At 65.9% G+C, this 19,345-nt stretch carries 15 protein-coding genes; 7 read left to right on the top strand and 8 right to left on the bottom strand.

All coding sequences use genetic code 11. The features are described from left to right. Nucleotides 1-34: 34 nt before the first annotated feature. From ACYVF3_RS13755 to ACYVF3_RS13740, 4 genes are read right to left on the bottom strand one after another with little or no spacing between them, the layout of a single operon-like run. Entirely contained in the window at nucleotides 35-511 is a 477-nt protein-coding gene (locus tag ACYVF3_RS13755) for a MaoC family dehydratase (protein ID WP_461154627.1), read from the bottom strand. Continuing rightward, nucleotides 508-1,236, bottom strand: coding sequence for a 3-oxoacyl-ACP reductase FabG (gene fabG / locus ACYVF3_RS13750; protein WP_461154626.1), 729 nt, complete (start codon nucleotides 1,234-1,236; stop codon nucleotides 508-510). Before fabG ends, ACYVF3_RS13755 begins: the two co-directional genes overlap by 4 nt. 28 nt (nucleotides 1,237-1,264) lie before the next feature. Beyond that, a complete protein-coding gene (locus ACYVF3_RS13745) occupies nucleotides 1,265-2,458 on the bottom strand; it encodes a CaiB/BaiF CoA transferase family protein (RefSeq protein WP_461154625.1) in 1,194 nt (397 codons plus the stop codon). Then, a complete protein-coding gene (locus ACYVF3_RS13740; protein WP_461154624.1) occupies nucleotides 2,455-3,624 on the bottom strand; it encodes an acyl-CoA dehydrogenase family protein in 1,170 nt (389 codons plus the stop codon). Before ACYVF3_RS13740 ends, ACYVF3_RS13745 begins: the two co-directional genes overlap by 4 nt. A 409-nt stretch (nucleotides 3,625-4,033) precedes the next feature. Here ACYVF3_RS13740 and ACYVF3_RS13735 point away from each other — a divergent pair, with 409 nt between their 5' ends. The 4 genes from ACYVF3_RS13735 (at nucleotide 4,034) to ACYVF3_RS13720 (ending at nucleotide 9,567) form a co-directional block, all read left to right on the top strand. Then, the gene (locus tag ACYVF3_RS13735; RefSeq protein ID WP_461154623.1) at nucleotides 4,034-4,876 is read left to right on the top strand and encodes an alpha/beta hydrolase; all 843 of its coding nucleotides are present in this window, start codon (nucleotides 4,034-4,036) and stop codon (nucleotides 4,874-4,876) included. Between the two features lie 50 nt (nucleotides 4,877-4,926). Next, a complete protein-coding gene (locus ACYVF3_RS13730) occupies nucleotides 4,927-6,555 on the top strand; it encodes a flavin-containing monooxygenase (RefSeq protein WP_461154622.1) in 1,629 nt (542 codons plus the stop codon). Between the two features lie 187 nt (nucleotides 6,556-6,742). Then, nucleotides 6,743-8,575 carry a sigma-54-dependent Fis family transcriptional regulator gene (locus ACYVF3_RS13725; protein WP_461154621.1) on the top strand — a complete coding sequence of 611 codons (1,833 nt, stop codon included), beginning with the start codon at nucleotides 6,743-6,745 and terminating at the stop codon, nucleotides 8,573-8,575. A 194-nt stretch (nucleotides 8,576-8,769) separates the two neighbouring features. Continuing rightward, nucleotides 8,770-9,567, top strand: a complete 798-nt coding sequence (locus ACYVF3_RS13720; protein ID WP_461154620.1) for an SDR family NAD(P)-dependent oxidoreductase — start codon at nucleotides 8,770-8,772, stop codon at nucleotides 9,565-9,567. A 198-nt stretch (nucleotides 9,568-9,765) separates the two neighbouring features. On the opposite strand, the gene ACYVF3_RS13715 is transcribed toward ACYVF3_RS13720, so the two are convergent. Then, nucleotides 9,766-10,557, bottom strand: a complete 792-nt coding sequence (locus tag ACYVF3_RS13715; RefSeq protein WP_461154619.1) for an NAD(P)-dependent oxidoreductase — start codon at nucleotides 10,555-10,557, stop codon at nucleotides 9,766-9,768. A gap of 189 nt (nucleotides 10,558-10,746) precedes the next feature. Here ACYVF3_RS13715 and tnpC point away from each other — a divergent pair, with 189 nt between their 5' ends. After that, nucleotides 10,747-12,192 carry an IS66 family transposase gene (tnpC, locus tag ACYVF3_RS13710; protein WP_461154618.1) on the top strand — a complete coding sequence of 482 codons (1,446 nt, stop codon included), beginning with the start codon at nucleotides 10,747-10,749 and terminating at the stop codon, nucleotides 12,190-12,192. A gap of 247 nt (nucleotides 12,193-12,439) precedes the next feature. Here tnpC and ACYVF3_RS13705 read toward each other — a convergent pair whose 3' ends face one another. Then, nucleotides 12,440-13,813 carry an NAD-dependent succinate-semialdehyde dehydrogenase gene (locus tag ACYVF3_RS13705; protein ID WP_461154617.1) on the bottom strand — a complete coding sequence of 458 codons (1,374 nt, stop codon included), beginning with the start codon at nucleotides 13,811-13,813 and terminating at the stop codon, nucleotides 12,440-12,442. Between the two features lie 377 nt (nucleotides 13,814-14,190). On the opposite strand from ACYVF3_RS13705, the gene ACYVF3_RS13700 reads away from it, so the two are divergent. After that, the gene (locus ACYVF3_RS13700) at nucleotides 14,191-15,189 is read left to right on the top strand and encodes an alcohol dehydrogenase (protein ID WP_461154616.1); all 999 of its coding nucleotides are present in this window, start codon (nucleotides 14,191-14,193) and stop codon (nucleotides 15,187-15,189) included. A gap of 1,118 nt (nucleotides 15,190-16,307) precedes the next feature. Here the strand turns inward: ACYVF3_RS13700 and ACYVF3_RS13695 are convergent. Then, nucleotides 16,308-16,799, bottom strand: coding sequence for a hypothetical protein (locus ACYVF3_RS13695; RefSeq protein ID WP_461154615.1), 492 nt, complete (start codon nucleotides 16,797-16,799; stop codon nucleotides 16,308-16,310). Nucleotides 16,800-17,035: 236 nt separating this feature from the next. On the opposite strand from ACYVF3_RS13695, the gene ACYVF3_RS13690 reads away from it, so the two are divergent. Continuing rightward, nucleotides 17,036-18,670, top strand: coding sequence for a transcriptional regulator (locus ACYVF3_RS13690; RefSeq protein WP_461154614.1), 1,635 nt, complete (start codon nucleotides 17,036-17,038; stop codon nucleotides 18,668-18,670). Nucleotides 18,671-18,708: 38 nt separating this feature from the next. Here ACYVF3_RS13690 and ACYVF3_RS13685 read toward each other — a convergent pair whose 3' ends face one another. After that, entirely contained in the window at nucleotides 18,709-19,329 is a 621-nt protein-coding gene (locus ACYVF3_RS13685; RefSeq protein ID WP_461154613.1) for a TMEM175 family protein, read from the bottom strand. Nucleotides 19,330-19,345: the final 16 nt, after the last annotated feature.

Below are 19,345 nucleotides of genomic sequence, written 5' to 3'. Positions count from 1 at the left end.
AACCTTCGTAGTTGCGGGGAGATCGCTGCGACGGTCATGCTTCGCCGAGCACGAACACGCCGAGGGTTTCGGCGACGCAGGCGGGGCGTTCGTGGTCTTCGAGCTCGACCACGACGGTCTGCTTGATCCGCACTCCCGCCTTGGTTCGCTCGACGGCGAGGAGCTCGGCGGTGGCGCGCACGCGTGATCCGGAGGGGACGGAGTTGACGAAGCGGACCTTGTCGAGGCCGTAGTTGAGCTTCATCGTCGCCGTGACCAGCTTGATCATTCCGGAGGTGAGTGGAACGACGAGCGAGAGCGTGAGGAATCCGTGCGCGATGGTGGTTCCGTGCGGGCCGCCGCGGGCGCGTTCGGGGTCGACGTGGATCCACTGGTGGTCGCCGGTGGCCTCGGCGAACAGGTCGATGCGCTGTTGGTCGATCTCGAGCCAGTCGCTGGTGCCGAGGGTGGTGCCGATGGCGGCTTCGAGTTCGTCGACGTTCGCGAAGACTCGGGGTTCGCTGGCGGTCACATGTACCTCCCGCCGGTGACTTCCAGGACGGTTCCGGTCATGTAGCTGGACATGTCGCCGGCGAGGAAGGTCGCGACGTTGGCGACCTCGTCGGCGGTTCCGGTGCGGCCCATGGGGATTTCGGCGAGCTTCTGGGCCTTGACGTGCTCGGGCATCACTTCGGTCATCGGGGTTTCGATGAAGCCGGGCTGGATGGCGTTGATCCGGACGTTCTTGAAGGCGACTTCCTTGGCCGCGGCCTTGGTGAGGCCGACGATGCCGGCTTTGGCGGCGGAGTAGTTGGTCTGGCCGATGAAGCCGACCTTGCCGGAGATCGAGGAGAGGTTGATGATCGAGCCGCGGCCCGCTTCACGCATGATGCCTGCGGCTTGGCGGGTGCCGTTCCAGCAGCCGCGCAGGTGCACTCGGATGACCTCGTCGAACTGGTCCTCGGTCATTTTGCGCATGGTGGCGTCGCGGGTGATTCCGGCGTTGTTGACCATCACGTCGAGCGAGCCGAACCGGTCGGTGGCCGCGTCGAGCAGCCGGGTCACGTCTTCGCCGGAGGTGACGTCGCAGCGGACGCCGATCGCCTCGGTGGGCAGGGATTCGGCGGCTTCGCGCGCGGCGTCCTCGGTGAGGTCGCCGATGACGATCCGCGCTCCGTGCGCGGCGAAGGTGCGGGCGATCGCCAGTCCGATGCCTTGGGCGGCTCCGGTGATCACGGCGGTGCGTCCGGACAGCATGTGGTGGTCCTTTCTCAGGGCGTATGGGTCATTCCGCTGCTTGGCGGGCGATTCCGGTGTTGATGGCGGCGTCGACGTTGAGGGTGTCCATTCCGGACTCGACGAGCAGGGCTCGGGTGTGCTGGCCGAGCGCGGGGACGCTGCCCATGCGGGCTTCGACGTCGGCGAAGGTCGCAGGCGGTAGCAGCGCGTCCACCTCGGCGTGCTCGGTGCCGATCGTGCGCCAGCGGTCACGAGCGGTCAGCTGCGGGTGCTTGACCACTTGGTCGAGTTCCTTGAGCTGGGCGGCGGGCACGCCCGCGGAGGCGAGACGCTCGTCGAGCTCGTCGGTGTTCCAGCGCGCGGTCTGCTCGCCCACCGCCGCGTCGCACTCGGCGCGGTGGCGCACCCGCTCGACGTTGGTGGCAAATCGCGGGTCGCCGGCGAGTTCGGGCACGCCGAGCACGTCGGTGACTAGGGTCCGCCAGCCGTGGTCGTTCTGGACGCCGATGAGCATCTGCCCGTCGAGGGTGGGGAAGGAGTCGTACGGTGCGATGGAGCTGTGGCTCAAGCCCATCCGCGACGGCTGGATGCCGGTGTGCATTTGCGTGTAGAGCGCATAACCCATCCACTCGACGGTCGCTTCGAGCATCGACACATCGATGCTCGCCCCGCCTCCGGTGCGCGACCGGCGCAGCAGCGCCGCCAGCACCGCCTGCGAGCAGTACATGCCGGAGGCGATGTCGGAGGTGGGGATGCCCGTCTTGACCGGGGTGTCGGGGGTTCCGGTGATCGCGATCAGGCCGGCTTCGGCCTGGATGAGCATGTCGTAGGCCTTGCGCTGCTCCATCGGGCCGCCAGAACCGAAACCGGACAGGTTGACCACGACCAGCTCGGGGTGCGCGGCGCGCAGCTCGTCTGCGCCGAGGCCGAGGCGCTCGGCCGCACCCGGCGCGAGGTTCTGCACGAACACGTCGGCCCGGGCCACGAGATCGCGCACCACGGCGCGCCCCTGCTCCGTTTTGAGGTCGACCGCGAGGGACTCCTTGCCGCGGTTGAGCCACACGAAGTGCGCTCCGGTGCCATGCACGGCGTGGTCGTAGCCGCGAGCGAAGTCCCCGCCATCGGGCCGCTCCACCTTGATCACCCGCGCGCCGAGGTCGGCGAGACTGCGGGTGGCCAGCGGCGCGGCCACGGCCTGCTCGACCGAGACGACCGTGAAACCCTCCAGCGGCAGCGTCATGACGCCCGCTTCTTCTCGGAGCGGACCAGTCCGCCGCCGATGATGAGGCGCTGGATCTCGCTGGTGCCCTCGTAGAGCCGCAGCAGGCGGACGTCGCGGTAGAGGCGTTCGACCGGCACCTCGCGCATGTAGCCGTTGCCGCCGTGCACCTGCACCGCCAGATCGGCGGCCTTGCCCGCCATCTCGGTGCAGTACAGCTTCGCCGCGGAGGGGGCGATACGGCGGTCCTCGCCGCTGACGTACTTGCGCGCCGCCTCGCGGGCCAGGGCCTGACCGGCGAGCACGCCGGTCTGCTGGTCGGCGATCATGGCTTGCACCAGCTGGAAGTCGCCGATGGGCGTGCCGCCCTGCGTGGCCGAGGCGGCGTAGGACACCGACTCGTCCAGCGCCCGCTGCGCGCAGCCGACGGCCAGTCCGGCGATGTGGATGCGGCCGCGGGCCAGCGAGGTCATCGCGGCCTTGTAGCCGACCTCGCCGTTCGACCCCACGAGCGCCTCCGGTCCGAGGCGCACCTGCGAGAAGGTGACCTCGGCGGTGCGGGAACCCTCCTGGCCCATCTTCGCGTCGTGAGCGCCGACCTGGACGCCCGGCGCGTCGCCGGGCACCAGGAACACCGCGATGCCGTTGCCCGACTTCGGTGCGGGCTGCATCCGCGCGAAGACCACGAACAGCCCGGCTTCGGTCGCGTTGGTGATGAACTGCTTGCTGCCGTTGATGATCCAGCCGTCGCCGTCGGCCGTCGCGGTCGTGCGCAGGCCGGCGGGGTTGGAACCCGCACCGGGCTCGGTGAGTGCGAAGGAGGCGACGACCTCGCCGGAGGCGATGCGCGGCAGCCACTGCTGCTTCTGCTCGTCGGTGCCGAAGCCGACCAGGACTTGGCCGGCGATGCCGTTGTTGGTGCCGAACATCGAGCGCAGTGACAGCGAGGTGTAGCCGAGCTGCATCGCGATCTCGACGTCCTGCACCAGGTTCAAGCCCAGACCGCCCCATTCCTGGGGGATGGCGTAGCCGAACAGGCCCATCTCGGCGGCCTGGGTGCGCAGGTCGGCGGGGATCGCGTCGGTGTTCATGATCTCGATCTCGCGGGGCAGCACGCGGGTGCGCACGAAGTCGGAGATCTGGGCGAGGACGTCGCGGAAGACGTCGTCGGGAACTTCGGTGTCCATGCAACACACCATGGCCCAGAGATTGATAGCAGTCCAATACTTAATAGATGCCTAGTTAAGACGGAAATGGTAAAAATACAGGTGAAACGCATGGATCTTGTGGGCGCTGCGCGCGTTGGAGGCCACGCATCGGTCGCTCCGCAACAACGACCGTTCACACCTGCGATGCGGTCAACCGCGCCTGAACGCCAGGTGTTCCACATCGGAACAACAACAAAAGGCGCCTGCGCATGACAGTGAACGCCATCACAAGGTCCGTTACCAACCCGGATTGATTCTTCCATTCGAGAACGTCCGGTGAGGGATACAAAGGAGTATCGACGTGACATCTATTCACGCGACTCGTTCGTCAGAGGTTTCGGAGGAGGCTCGGTTCCTCGAACGCCTCTATTCCGATTGGTCCCAGATCATGGCTGGTGATCCAGCGCTCTCGATGCGGCTCCTGCGTAGCCTTTTCGACGAGTGGCACCAGCCGACCCGTGAGCCCGAAGAAGTGACCTACGCCGAGGAGTCGGTCGGTGGCGTTCCGGGTATCTGGGCGACGCCGATCGGGGCGGACAAGACGAAAGTCCTGCTCTACACGCACGGCGGAGGCTTCGCCGTCGGTTCGGCGTCCAGCCACCGCAAGCTCGCAGCCCATGTCGCCAAGGCGCTCGGTGTCACGGCGTTCGTGCTCGACTACCGCAGGGCGCCCGAACACCCGCACCCCGCGCAGGTCGAGGACGGTGTCGCCGTCTTCACCGCACTGACCGCACGCGGTATCGCCCCGCAGGACATCACGACGATCGGCGACTCCGCCGGAGGCAATCTGGCCGTGGCGATTCCGCTCGCCTTGCGGGCGCAGGGCTTGCCGCTGCCCGGGCGTGTCATCGCGTTCTCTCCGTGGTTGGACATGGAGAACTCGGGCGAAACTCTGGTGACCAACGACGCCACGGACGCGTTGATCACGGTTCCGCTGCTCGAAGGCATGGTCGCCGGTGTCCTCGCCGGCGGAGAGATCGACCCGAAGACGCCGCTGGCCAATCCGCTCTACGCCGACTTCGCCGGCTTCCCCCGGCTGTACATCAACGCCGGAGGAGCGGAGTCCCTGCTCGACAACGCGACACGCCTGGCAGCGCGGGTCGAGGCCGCCGGAGTCGACGTCACCTTGACGGTCGCTGCGGGCATGCAGCACGTCTACCCGTTCCTCGCCGGTCGTGCGCCGGAGGCCGACGCCGCGCTCGCCGAGCTCGCCGCCTGGTACCGCGCCTAGCCCGCTTCGATCGCACTCACTGACACATCAGCACTCACAGGAGCACCTTCATGAACGAAACCACGACGACCACGGACTTCGACGCGATCGTGATCGGCGCTGGCTTCGGCGGCATCTACATGCTGCACAAGCTGCGCAACGAGCTCGGTTTGACGGTTCGGGCGTTCGAGAAGGGTGGCGGCGTTGGCGGAACCTGGTACTTCAACCGCTATCCCGGTGCCAAGTCCGACACCGAGGGCTTCGTCTACCGCTACTCCTTCGACGAAGACTTGCTTCAGGATTGGGATTGGACCACCCGCTACCTGGAGCAGCCCGATGTCGAGAACTACCTCAACCACGTCGTGGATCGCTTCGACCTCCGCCGTGACATCCAGCTCGACACCGAGGTGACGGGCGCGGTGTTCGACGAGCAGCGCGATGTATGGCAGGTCCGCACGAGCACCGGCGAGGAGTTCACGAGCAAGTACCTGGTGACGGCACTCGGCCTGCTCGCGAAGTCCAACCTTCCCGACATCCCCGGGCGGGACAGCTTCGCGGGTTCGCTCGTGCACACCAACGCTTGGCCGCAAGACCTCGACCTGACCGGCAAGCGGGTGGGCGTGATCGGCACAGGTTCCACCGGCACCCAGTTCATCGTCGCCGCCGCAGAACTGGCAGACCACCTGACGGTGTTCCAGCGCTCGCCCCAGTACGTCGTCCCATCCGGAAACGGCCCCGTCCGCCAGGACGAGGTCGACGAGACCAAGAAGAACTTCGACGAGATCTGGCAGCAGGTCCGCAACTCGGTCGTCGCCTTCGGCTTCGAGGAGAGCGGTGTCGAGGCTGCGAGCGTGTCCGAGGAAGAACGACGCCGCGTGTTCCAGGAGAACTGGGACAAGGGCAATGGTTTCCGGTTCATGTTCGGCACGTTCTGCGACATCGCCACTAACCCGGAAGCCAACGAGGCCGCTGCGGCGTTCATCCGTTCCAAGATCGCCGAGATCGTCAAGGACCCGGAAACCGCCCGGAAGCTGACGCCGACCGATCTCTACGCCAAGCGGCCGCTGTGCAACGAGCGCTACTACGAGACCTACAACCGCGACAACGTCAACCTGGTCTCGATCAAGGAAAACCCGATCGAAGAGATCACGCCGGCCGGCGTGCGCACGGCTGACGGCGTGGAGCACGAACTCGACGTGCTCGTCTTCGCGACCGGCTTCGACGCCGTCGACGGCAACTACCGCGCCATGGACCTGCGCGGACGCGGCGGACAGCACATCAACGAGCACTGGGCGGGCGGTCCCACCAGTTACCTGGGCGTCTCGAAGGCGGGTTTCCCCAACAAATTCATGATCCTCGGACCCAACGGCCCGTTCACCAACTTGCCCCCGAGCATCGAGGCACAGGTCGAGTGGATCGGGGAGTTCATCGGCCACGCCGAACGCGCTCGGGTCTCCACCGTTGAGCCGACCCTGGAAGCTGAGAAGGGCTGGACGGCGACCTGCCAGGAGATCGCCAACATGACGCTCTTCCCGAAGGCTGAGTCGTGGATCTTCGGCGCCAACATCCCGGGCAAGGAGAACACCGTCATGTTCTACATGGCCGGGCTCGGCGCCTACCGGCAGAAGTTGTCCGAGGTCAGGGACAACGGCTACGAGGGATTCCACCAGCAGAGGTCGGACCAAAGCATCTCAGCGTGACTCGACGAGCAGGCAGCGATGGCGGGGATGACGGCGTTGCTGCCTGCTCGCATCTTCGGTAAGTGGAAAGAGGTGCCGTGTGGGGCCCGGTGCGCCTTGGGGCGGGGCTCTCCCGGCAGCAGGTAATCTGTGACCCAAAGCACAGCAATTTTGCGTTGCCAGCAAGGCCGAGGGGTGACCGAGCGTCATGAACGGCATCAATGAAACCGGCCGACCGGTGCCGCTGCCTTTCGATGAGGACGCGGTGCGGAGGGCCAAGGAAGCCCTGCTCACCAACGGGTTGCTTACCTCGCCGGTGTCGCAACCAGGAGTGCGGGACATCATTGAACGGAGCTGGCGGCGCTGCATCGGCGAGGGAGTGCCAGCACAGCCGCGGTTCAACGGCTCCTGGGATGCCGCGGAGCGGCAGTCGATCCTGGTGGACGCCGCGAGGCCGGTGCTGGAGCGGCTCAGCGAGCACCTCGCCGACGCGCGAGTGGCGCTGTTCCTCAGCGACGACAAGGGGCACATCGTCATGCGCAAGGCGGCGGAGCACCGTCAGCGCAACCAGCTCGACAACGCGTCGGCCGCTGAGGGCTTCGACTTCTCCGAACGCTCGATCGGCACCAACGGCCTCGGCACCGTGATCGCGGAGCGCCGACCGCTCCTCGTGCGAGGCAGCGAGCACTACAACGACGCGCTGGAGACTCTGACCTGCGCGGGAACACCGATCTTCGAACCCTTCAGCCAGCGCATCCTGGGCACGTTCGCGTTGGCCTGCAGAGCCGATGACACCAGTCCGCTGATCTCAGCCATCGCGACCGATGTCGGCCGCCAGATCGAGAGCAACCTGACCACTCTGCTCGGAGCCGAGGAACGTGCGCTCATCCAGTCCTACCTCCTCGCGAACAAGTCGGAGAAGCACCCGGTCATCGTTTTCAACGAACGCACCGTCTTCGCCAACACCCTCGGATTGCGCCACGTGAGCTCCGAGACACACGCACTGCTGTGGACCCATCTGCGGGACTCGGCCGTGCGGCGGGAGCCACAGCAAATCCGAGTGCCGCTCCCGTCCGGATGGCACGACGCGGTCGTCGAACACGTCGACGGTACGGAGGGGGAGCGCTCGGCGTACTGCGTCCGCCTGTTGCCCGTGCAGCCTCACGACACAGCTGCACCTCAGCGCACAGCAAGTAGGAACTCGCGTGCCGGGGTAGGCTCCCCGCCTGAGTCGGTACACCCGCGGCCGGACATCGAGGAACAGCTCTCCACTGCGATCCGGCACCGGGAATGTCTCGCCCTCGACGGCGAGCCCGGCGCCGGCAAGCTCCACGTGGCCACCGCAATCTTCGCCACGCACTTTCCGGGGACACCGCCGCTCGTGCTCGACCTGTCGACCTGCCGGCGCGACAACGGGCACAGCTGGTTCACCTCGGCAATGGAGGCGCTCACCACGGGACGTGGTGTGGTGCTGCGCCATCTGCAGGACAGCGCCCCGAGCGAGTTGAACCGGATCAAGGCGATCGCCGAGCGTTCCCAGGAGGAGCACGGCACCAGCTCGGCTCCGCTCATCCTCACCATCGACACCCAGAACGCGCCGGAGCCCACCCGCACCCTCGTCGACCAACTGGCCACGACAGTGCGGCTTCCAGCACTCGCGGAGATGCCCGAGCAACTGCCCTCACTCGTCGCCCGCATGCTCGCCGCGATCCCGGACGCCGAGCGGAGACCCACGTTCTCCTCCGAAGCCCTGCAGCTTCTGATGTCCTGGTCGTGGCCCGGCAACATCGCTGAACTCCGCAAGACCGTCGAATTCCTCGCCCACCGGATGCCCGGCACGACCGTGGCTGCCGGTGATCTGCCGACGCGCATGCAGCAAACCGCTCCGCATCGCCAGCTGACCATGATGGAGGCCGCCGAACGCGAGTCCATCAGCACTGCTCTGCGCCAATCGGGAGGAAACCGCTCCCAAGCGGCGTCCGCGCTGGGGATTGGCCGAACGACCCTTTACCGCAAGATGCGGTTCTACCGCCTCGATTGACCACCGAGAACAGCACGATTTCCTAGTCGACTCCTTTCGCGAACAGAACTGCTTTTCGATTTCCGCGCTTCGGTCACTCGTCTCGCACACGCACAAATCGGCCCTCGGCGTGCGTTGAGCACTGTCGCGGGGCAGATCCGTGTGCCGCCTCCGCTCATGACCTTGACGGGCGCTTTCACGCAGGGCCTTGCGTCGTGCCGTCATTTGAAATAGTCAGAAAATTGGAAGGACTGCAATTCATGTCGAATCGGTTGTCAGAGAAGGTCGTCCTGATCACGGGTGCCGCACGGGGACAAGGTGCTGCTGAGGCACGCCTCTTCGCCGAGAACGGCGCGCGTCTGGTGATCAGCGACGTGCAGGAGAGCGCGCTCGAGGAACTCGGAGAGGAACTCCGCGGCAAGGGCCACCAGGTGGCGGAGTGCGTCCTGGACGTGACATCCCCAGAGGCGTGGTCCACGGCGGTGCAGAAGGCTGAGACGCAGTACGGGCGGCTCAACGTCGTGGTGAACAACGCGGGCATCCTGACCATGGCCGGTGTGGAGGACACCGACCTCGACACCTGGAACCAGATCGTGGCGGTGAACCAGACCGGAACGTGGCTCGGCATGAAGGCGGCAGTGCCAGCCTTGCGCCGTGCCGGAGGCGGCTCCATCGTGAACATCTCGTCCATCTTCGGATTGATCGGCAGCGGTGGAGCGGCCGCCTACCAAGCCACCAAGGGAGCGGTGCGCATCCTTACCAAGACGGCGGCGGTTCAGTACGCCACGGAGTCTATCCGGGTCAACTCCGTGCATCCCGGAGTGATCGCCACGCCCATGATCGACGAAGAGCTCCCGCAGGACGCCCTCGACGGGCTCCTCCAAGCGACGCCGATGGGGCGTGCGGGAAAGCCCGAGGAGGTCGCCGCATGCGCCCTTTTCCTCGCCTCGGACGAATCCTCCTACGTCACCGGAGCGGAGCTGGTCGTCGACGGCGGTTTCACCACTCAATGAACAGCAGGCGGCGCTGAGGCATGCGGGAAACCGAGGCCCAGGCACTGCGCCCGACCTCGGCGAAATGCGATCGCATCGCCTCGATGAGTGCCACACCGTCCCACCCGGTCACCGCGACGGCGTGGGACGGCGTTCAGCCTGGATCCGATGAGCCTCTATTTCGCGAACGCGTTGATGCGCAGATCCTCGTCGCCTTGATCACGACTTCGTCTCAACGCCCAGGGCCTCACGAGCGGCGAGGATGTGCCCCTCAACATTGCCGGCCAGGTCCGTCACGGGGATGCCCGGAATCTCGGTTCGCAACAGCTCGACCCCTTTGAGCAGCAGGTCGTACGCGACGTCTTCGATGTTGTCGCTCATCCAGCTCTGGCCCGTGGAGACCGCGAGAACCTCGGCCAGCTTTTCCGCCGGGACACCGTGCGAGTCGGCCAGGTTCAGCACCTGTGCGGTGGCGGTGAGGTTGTAGGTGGCGAGCGTGTTGTTGAGCAGCTTCACCATCGCGGGCTGGCCGTACTCGGGCAGGCGGAAGACATGTCCCGCCTGAGCGGCGAGCAGCCTCTCCTCGTCGTCGGTCGGGGCAGGTCCGGCCAAGAAGATGCTCATCGTGCCGTGGCGAGCGCCTGCCGGTCCTCCCGAGACCGGAGACTCGAAGATGCGCCATCCTTCGTCGCCCCGTGTGGCGATCTTCTTGGCATCGGACGGGGTCAGCGTCGTGTTGATGAAGACGCTCAGCGACCTGGCCGTGGTGTCCTGCAAGGTGTCGAGTACTGCTTCGACCTGGTTTGCCAGGCGGACGGCGATGTTGACCGACGTGATCTCGTCCCAGGGGACCGCGGCCAGCTCGGAGCCGGCGAACGGCGAGCCCGATTCCTGTGCCCAGTCGGTGACGCGTGCGGTGTCGAGGTCGTAGCCGTAGACCTCGCGGCCCTGTTCGGCGAGGTGGATACCGATGTTTCCGCCAATCGGCCCCAGGCCGATCACCAGGTGCATGACGTGCTCCTTTGCGACGTGGAAGAAGTCTTGGGCTGTCCGGGTGGCCTACTGCACGTCGTCACGTTCGGCGAGCACCTTCTTGACGAGGGTGAGTGCGTTCAGGGACTTCGGGTAACCGACGTAGGGGAGTAAACATTCAGGTGGCTGGAGTTGATCTTGGACGCATGTGTGTGGTCAGCTTGACTCGTGGCTGGGTTGGAAGAGCTCTCGCGTGAGGAGCTGATCGCGCTTGTCGAACGGCTCCTGGAGTCCAACGCCACGCTGGAACAGCGGGTCAAGCAGCTGGAACGGCGGGTGAGCCGTAACAGCGCGAACAGCTCGATCCCTCCCTCTACCGATGATCTGCCCGGCCGGACCTCGCCCGCGGCGAAACCGGCCAAGCGGGCCGGCCGGAAACGCGGCAAGCAACAAGGCGCTGCGGGCAGTGCGATGTCGTGGGCGGTGCCGGATGAGACCGTGCCGTATCGCCCGAGTGGGCAATGCGGGTGTGGTGCGGATTTGGCTGTGGCCGAGGACCTGGGTGTCGAACGCTCCCACCAGGTCCACGACCTGCCCGAAGTGCGTCTCACGGTGTGGCAGCACGACGTGCATCGAGTGCGATGCGCCTGCGGCACCGAACACCTCGGTGCCCTGCCCGGTGAAGTACCGGACACGCCCTTGAGTTATGGACCGAATCTGCGGTCACTGGTGGTGTATCTGCTGGTCTACCAACACATTCCGGTGCAACGCTGTGTCCAGCTGATCGCCGATCTCACCGGCGGGAAGGGCCCGTCGGGCGGGTTCGTGCACGGCATGCTGACCCGATGCGCCCGCGCGACCGACGAGGTCGTCAACACCATCCGGTCGCTGATCACGATGGCGCACGTGGCCGGGTTCGACGAGACCACCCTGCGTGTCGGACCCGCCGGGTCCACCCGCAAATATGTACTGTCGGCTTCCACCGAGACCGCCACCGCCTATCACATGGGCGGACGTGATCTGGACTCGTTCGCCGACGCCGCGATCCTGCCCCACTTCGCTGGGATCGCGGTGCATGACCGCTACAGCAACTACTTTCACTCACGCTGGCAGCACCTGGCAGGGCATCAGGCTTGTGTTGCTCACCTGCTGCGGGACTTCGCCGACGCCGCGGAGGCCTACCCGGATGAGCACTGGCCGCACCAGGCCCAGCGTGCTCTGCGCAGCTTGATCAAAGCCTGGCATGAGGCCAGGCGGACGGGTGTGGCCGAGATCGATGCGCAGCTGTCCGGTCCGCTGATCACCGAGTTCGATCACGCGGTCAAGGTCGGGATTTCCCGGGTGCCGCGGGTGCCGGGCCCCCGCAACTCCACCGCTCAGCGTCCCGGGCGGGAGCTGCTGGAATTCTGCCGCGACCGGCAGGCCGACGTTCTGCGCTTCAGCACCGACACGCGGATCTGGCCCACGAACAACATCAGCGAGCGCGACCTGCGGCCCACCAAGACACAGCAGAAGATCTCCGGGCGGCTGACCAGCGAAACCGTCACCCAAGACCGGCTGAACATCCACACCTACATCGACACCGCCCGCAAACAGGGCGTCAACGTCATGACCGCACTACACCGGGCCATCACCGGCAACCCCTGGCGACCAACCCTGCCCACCCCGACCTAAACACCCGGCAGGTTTCTCATCACCACACCCGCTCCACCGGCGTCGGGCTTCAGCATGCCCAAGTCAAACCACCTGAATGTTTACATCCGCGCGCCCCACGAGAAGCACCTGGTCGACGTCGAGGAATTAGACCTAGGCTGGCGGCCACTCTGGCACGCGCCGGTCGGTCTTACCGCAAGATGCTGCATCGCATGGAGGGCGACGACGCCCGTGCCCGGTCATGACCGGGCACGGGCCCGGGCGCGGTTCAGCGTGGGATTCGCACGAGCTTCTTGTTCGCGAACTCGTTGATGCCGAATTTCGCGAGCTCGCGGCCCACTCCGGACCGCTTCACACCACCGAAGGGCAGGTCCGGGGAGCTTTTGCTCGTGCCGTTGATCCAGACCATGCCGGTCTCCAGATCTCGGGCCAGAGAGCGGGCCTGCGCGAGGTCGGCGGTGTAGATGGAGGCCGCCAGACCGTATGGCGACTCGTTCGCCAGCGCGATGGCTTCCTCCGCTGAGGCGACCTTATGGACCACGGCGACCGGGCCGAACAGTTCCTCGGAGTAGGCGCGCATCTGCGGAGTCACGCCTGTGAGCACGGCGGGCTCGTAGTAGGCCCCCGGCCCTTCGGCGCGGTGACCACCGGTGTGCGAGGTGGCGCCCAGCGCGAGCGCGTCCTCCACCTGCTCGGTGAGGTCGTCCACGACGCTCTGCGAAGACAAGGGGCCGAATCGCGTGGCGGGATCCGTCGGGTTTCCGGGCTGGACGTCGCGCATCGCCCGGACGAACTTGTCGAGGAACGCGTCGTAGACGTCCTCGAGCACGATGAAGCGCTTGGAAGCTGTGCACGCCTGGCCGCCGTTGAACAGCCGGTTGTTCACCGCTCCGGCCACGGTCGCGTCCAGGTTCTCGGCGTCGAGCACGATGAACGGGTCAGAACCGCCGAGTTCCAGCACGTACTTCTTCATGTGCCGGCCGGCCACTTCGCCGACGGCGGAGCCTGCTTGTTCGGATCCGGTCAACGACACGCCTTGCACCCGCGGGTCTGCGATGATCTCCGCGATCTGCGCGCTGTCGGCGAACAGGTTGGTGTAGACCCCGTCCGGAGCTCCGGCCTCTGCTATGAGTGATTCGATCGCCAGTGCCGACTGCGGGCAGTTCCGCGCGTGCTTGAGCAGGATGGTGTTGCCGAGCATGATGTTCGGTGCGGCGAAACGCGCGACCTGGTAGTACGGGAAGTTCCAAGGCATGATTCCGACGAGCGCCCCAATCGGCTCGGTGCGGACGATCGCCTCACCGCCACCGGCGACGTCCAGCTTCTCATCAGCCATGAACCTGGCACCGTGTTCGGCGTAGTACTCGTAGATGGAGGCCACCAGCGAGACCTCGCCCTTCGCCTGAGTGATCGGTTTTCCCATCTCCAGGGTCAGGATTTCGGCGAGTTCGTCCGCGCGTTCGCGGTGCAGCTGCGCCACTCGGTGCAGCAGTTCGGCGCGTTGCTCCAGCGAAACTCCTCGCCACTGGCGATAAGCGGCGTGAGCGCTGGCAAGGGCGTGTTCCACCTCCCCGTCGGAGACGAGCGGGAACTCCTTGACGAGTTCTCCGGTCGCAGGATTGGTAGTGCGGTAGCTGGTCATCAAGCGTCCTCATTTCCGTTCGCCAGAACAATTTTCGCTCTGTCAGGCGAATCCTCGGCCTGTCGGCTTTTCCGTTCCGCGACATCGCCAACGGCACAGGTGAGCGGCGATCACAGCAAGCGTGCGGCACAGCTCACGCGCGGAAGTGTGCCGAAGTGAAACACCGCCCGGCTGTGGGCGCGGTGGTACCAAAGGTTCCCCCAGCACAGCGGGTGGAGAAATTCTCCGCCTCGTGAGGGCAACTCATGGCGTGGCGAGCACGTCACGGACAACGCGGCACAAGCGAGGTAGGAAACATGCACACGTTCGCGATCACCGAGGCCGATGGCGCCGTCGAAGAGGTGGAGTTGCCGACTCCCGTCCCGACCGGCGAGGAAGTGCTGCTCAAGGTCGTGCGTTCTGGCGTCTGCCACACCGACACGCACCTGCGCCAGGGTTCGTACGACCTCGGTAGCCGTGGGAGCCTGCGGCTCGCCGATCGTGGTCTCACGTACCCGCTGGTGATGGGGCACGAGGTCGTTGCAACGGTGGAGCAGGTGGGGGAGAACGTGACCGCGCACCGCCCCGGCGACGTTCGCCTCGTGTACCCGTGGATCGGATGCGGTGAGTGCCGGCAGTGCCGCGAAGGGCGGGACAACCACTGCCCGGCGGGAAAGAACCTCGGCGTCGCCAGGCATGGCGGTTATGCCGAGTACGTCCTCGTGCCCGACGAGAAGTACCTGGTCGATGTCGAGGGACTCGACCTCAGCTGGGCGGCCACGCTGGCGTGCTCCGGTTTGACAGCGTTCAGCGCGGTGAACAAGGTTCTTCCGCTGCCTCCGGAAGAACCGGTCGTCGTGCTGGGGGCGGGCGGCGTCGGTCTCACCGCCATCGCGACCTTGAAAGCGCTTGGACACGAGACCATCTGTGCCGTTGACCTTTCGCAAGCCAACCTGGACGTCGCCTCCGAACTCGGTGCGTCGACGACGGTGCTCGCGGGCGGAGACGCCATGAGCAAAGAGATCATCAAGGCGTGCAACGGGCCTGTGGCCGCCGCCATCGACTTCGTCAACAACGGAGCCACTGCCACAGCGGCTTTCGACGCCCTCCAGAAGAGCGGCCAGCTGATCCAGGTCGGGCTGTTCGGTGGTGAGCTGACCGTGCCGACAGCGCTGATGGCTCTCAAGATGGTCACCGTCCGCGGCAGTTTCGTGGGAACGCCGGCCGACCTTCGCTCCCTGGTGGAGCTGGCCAAGCGCGATGCGCTGCCGCACATTCCGATCCTGGAAGCGGCTCTCAACGCCGAATCCGTCCAAACCTCGCTGGATCGCTTGGTGGAAGGTGGCGTGCCGGGCCGGATCGTGCTGCGTGCCGCGGACGCGGATGTCGTCGGATGACCCGGCCTCCCACGGGGAGGCGGTCCTGCTGGTTTTCGGTGTCCTGAGCGCATTCCAGGACCATTCGAACTCGTTGATCTGAAGCTTTTGGGCTCTTCTGTCACATCCGTGGGTTGACATTCCGCCCATTTCGGGCGGAAGGGGGTGTCGTGCTCGCGCTGCGCTGCCTACGAGTGCCGCCCCTCCAACGTCAAGGGTGCTTCGCATCGCTACCGCGACGGCCTCACGGCCGCCCTTGACCCCGGAGCCTCTGCGGCACTCAAAGAGGGCAGCTTACGGGCAGGCCAAAGGCCTGCCCTCCGCAACGCGCATCGCAAGCACGACAACAAATCGAGCGCTCCGCGCACTCAATCTGGACCCACGGAAGGAGCAGGAGGGCCAAATTTCAGTAGTGAATGAATCCACATTGGTCAAGTCGAGCCGCGGGGGCCCAGAGAGGATCGCACGGTGCGCACGATCCACACGTGCGACTTGCGGGGGCACAACCGCTGCGCAGTCCCTGAACGCCCGGGCGGGACCAGGCGGGGACCGCACAGTGTGCACGGTCCCCGCGCCAGGCTTGCGTGCTGAGGCAACAGATGGACTGGTCGGTCAACGCTCATAGTTGCGGGGTGGCTCAGTAACCAGGAGTACGCCGTGGACGGAGGCGATTCCGAGCGCGGCGGTTAGCAAGCGTGCGACGGCAGGCCGCGGGTCACTGCCAGTGGCCATCCGTCGGCGTACGTCGGCAACTGCGGTGTCGACCTCGTCGAGCGCTGCCCAGTCGTGGTCGATGGTCTGGGCCCGAAGCCGTGCCCGGCGTGCTCGCTGCCGACAGGCCGGTCCGTGGTAGCGAGCGGGGCGCCCGATTGGGGAAGGAGGTGGCAGCGGCTCCCCGCATCCTTGGCAGGTGGCAGGCTGCATGGTGGTACTCCGTCGGTAGTGCCGTTTGCATGGCTAGAGCCGCTTTAGCCCCTCCAGCACGGCGCGTAGAAGGCTGAGAGGTGGCCTCGGTGTTGGCCAGTCCTCCTCACGGTGTGGGGTGTCGATGCGGGGCAGGCGTTGTGTCGGCAGGTCCGGGGCGAGATCGCCCGTCCAAGCGGTTCTGTATTCGCACTGGCCACGGCTCGTCTTGGTGATCACAGTTGGGATTGAGTTCGTGACTGCTCGGCCGCGCTCTTGCGTTCGGGAGTTTGCTCGCGGATCAGCCCGGCGAGTTGGTCGAGCGTGGCGGCGAGCGCGTGACGTTCCCGCTGGGCGTAGTTCCCCTGTGGGAGGTAGTGCGCGGCGTCGTCGAGCAACCACTGGGCTTTCCGGAGTACGACCGCGAGTTTGCTGTCGTCGGACGCTTCCGCACTGCGCTCAGGCGTTTCGGTGCCGGTATTCGTCGCCGAGGTGAGCCGCAGAAGGCACGCGGCACACGGTGCGCAAGCTGGTGCCCTCTCGGAAGTCGCAGGCTCCCCGGGCCCTGCGGCCAGCTCGAGGTTTGCAGGATCGAACTTCAGCCGGCACCAGGACTGAACCTCGGTGTTGGTGCCGGTTGGTGCGGCGCAGTGGGCAACGCGAAGGGACTCGACCACTACGCCGGGGCGGTATTGGAACCAGACGGCTTGTTCTGCTGATGCGTTCACTCGTGATCTCCGTTCGAGGGGTGGCCGCGGCCAGGCATGGAGGTGTGCCTGGCCGCGACCGGCATCCGGCGGCGGTCGGGGAGTGGTTGCGCAACGCCGCCGGAGGGATTTCGTGACCGTTTGTGAGCGGTCCATGTCAGACTGAAATCATGCTGACATCAGCTCTCGGTCAGCGGAACGACGCGAAGGTGACGGGCCCGCGACATAACGGGAGCGGCTGTGGGGAAGGGGTTGCAATGCAGACGGCGCGTACTGTTCTCGAGCAGAAGATCTGGGAGCGGCGGCAGACGCTGCAAGAGTTCACGGAGTGGGCCGAGGCGTTCGCGCGCGAGCACGATGAGCCAGGAACGTTGAGTGTCCGCCACCTGCAGCGCCTCGTCGCCGGACAGACGGCGAGCGGAAAGCCAGTCGGACGACCTCGGCCGGCGACGGTGAGGTTGCTCGAAGCCATCTTCGGTGTGGGAATCGATGTTCTGTTGGCTGCGCCAGAGTCTGATACCGCGCACGAGGACGCTTACACGTCATGGCAACCCTTCCTCGACATTGGAGCAGGGCCGACGGGTGCTCCGCGGGAAGGGTCACCGGCAGTTCAAACCCCTGATGCGCGGGTGGACATGGCGCAGTCATTCGCGTGGCTTGATGCCCGAAGCGGGTGGAGCTCTGAAACGACGCGAAGGAAGGTGACGTCCCGCCTGGCCTCTTTGACCGCCGATGAAGTGCTCGACAGACCCGCGCGGCGCCGCAAGGTCGGCCGAAGCGAGATCGCCAGAGCAGTAGCTGACTACTACGGGGCCGCGGAGACCGGGCACGACTTCTACAGCGCCACCTGCGGCGACTCCGAGATCCGCACGAGTGTTCTGACATGCGACCGATGGCTCGACCTTGGATGTCAGCTCGGCAGAGGGAATGACAAAGTCGCACTCCGCACCGACACATCGGTCGCTCAACATGTTGTCACGTCAGACCGAGCGATTGACCGGCTCGCCGAAGCCACGGCACAGGGGATTCGGATGGCCAACATGCCCCTCTACCGGCTGCTGCACCTGGAGGCCCGGCCAGGTGCGATCTCAGCCGAGGTCGCGACAGTGCCGTTTATCGAGTACGCGGTCTCAATGGATCTTCTCGAGAACGAGCTGATCGATGCTCTTGCCGCCGGCACGCCAGACCAACTCCCGCTGCGGGACCACTACCTGCCGAACCTCGACTCCGCCATCAACCTCTCCGGGCGGCTGTGCGCAGGGGGAGTGCTCGCGCTCTGCGCTATCGCACGCCCGCCAGACCCCTATCGCGGGGAGCGTGACTTCGCAATCGTGGTTCAACAGCGGTCAAGCCACGTGCTCAACGCTGCGGAGAGGCTCGCGGTGATCCCGAAGGGCTTCCATCAGCCAATGACGGACCTGTACGCGGATGCCCAGCTGACCTCGACGCTCCTGCGGGAGGTGGAAGAGGAGCTCTTCGGCCGGATCGACGTCGACAACACCGTGGATGGCATTTGCGCAGCGGCACCACTGCATCCAGGACGCATGTCTGAGCCGATGCGCTGGCTCATGGCGGACCCGTCCCGGGTACGCATGGAGTGCACCGGATTCGGCCTGAACCTCGTGAGTGGCAACTACGAGTTCGCGTGTCTCCTGGTCATCGAGGACGATGAGTTCTGGACCCGCTACGGCGGAGAAATTGAGGCGAATTGGGAAGCGTCGGGGCTCCGCTTGTACTCCAGCCTTGACCACCAACTCGTCGGCGACCTGATCACAGACGAGTCCTGGAGCAATGAGGGCATCTTCGCGTTCTTGCAAGGGATCCTCCGTATGGGTGAAACCAGCGAGGTGCGAGCGAAACTACCGTTCATTCAGGTCAGCCCTGGAGATTGAGGTCCAACGCGATATTTCGCAGGCGGGCGGGGTGTCGGCTAGGACTCCCGGTGATTTCCGACCCTGTGGCTCTCGATGCGGCCGATGGTCGCGTGGGCGGGGATCAGCAGGAGCCAGCAAGCCGGCGCCCACGTGGGAGACACCAGTGCTACGGGCATGGACGCGACGAAGCCGATGATCGTCACCGCCGAGGGTGCGTAGGCCGACAGTGCCTGCGTCCCGGCGCGGAAGTTCCTGGTGTGACGGGCGATGGTGACGATGACCAGCTGCAGCGCTGCGATCGCGGCGACGTTGGTGGCGTAGCTGATCACGGCGACCGGTTCGTCGCCGTAGTTGGCCAGCAGCGATGAGGGGAACGGCAGCAGTGCGACGAAGCCCAGCAGCACCATGTTCACCGCTGCGACCGAGGGGACGATGCGCCGGATGTCGGTGAACAGCGCGCGGTGTCCCAGCCACAGCACGCCGATGACGAGGAACGCGATCGCATATCCGGCCAGGTCGGGTGCGAGTCCGCGCAGTGCATCGTGCAGGCTGCGGGTGTTGAGCCCTTCCGGAACGCGGATGTCGAGGGCGAGCAGGGTGGCCGCGATCGCGAAAACGCCGTCGGACAGGGCGAGCACCCGCCCGTCCTGCCCCGAGTCGTCATCCTCGACCGCCACGCCCCGAGACTGACCG

Source organism: Saccharopolyspora tripterygii (assembly GCF_054778355.1).
The sequence above is the reverse complement of the archived record's forward strand: the minus strand, read 5'-3'. Positions and strand labels throughout refer to the sequence as shown.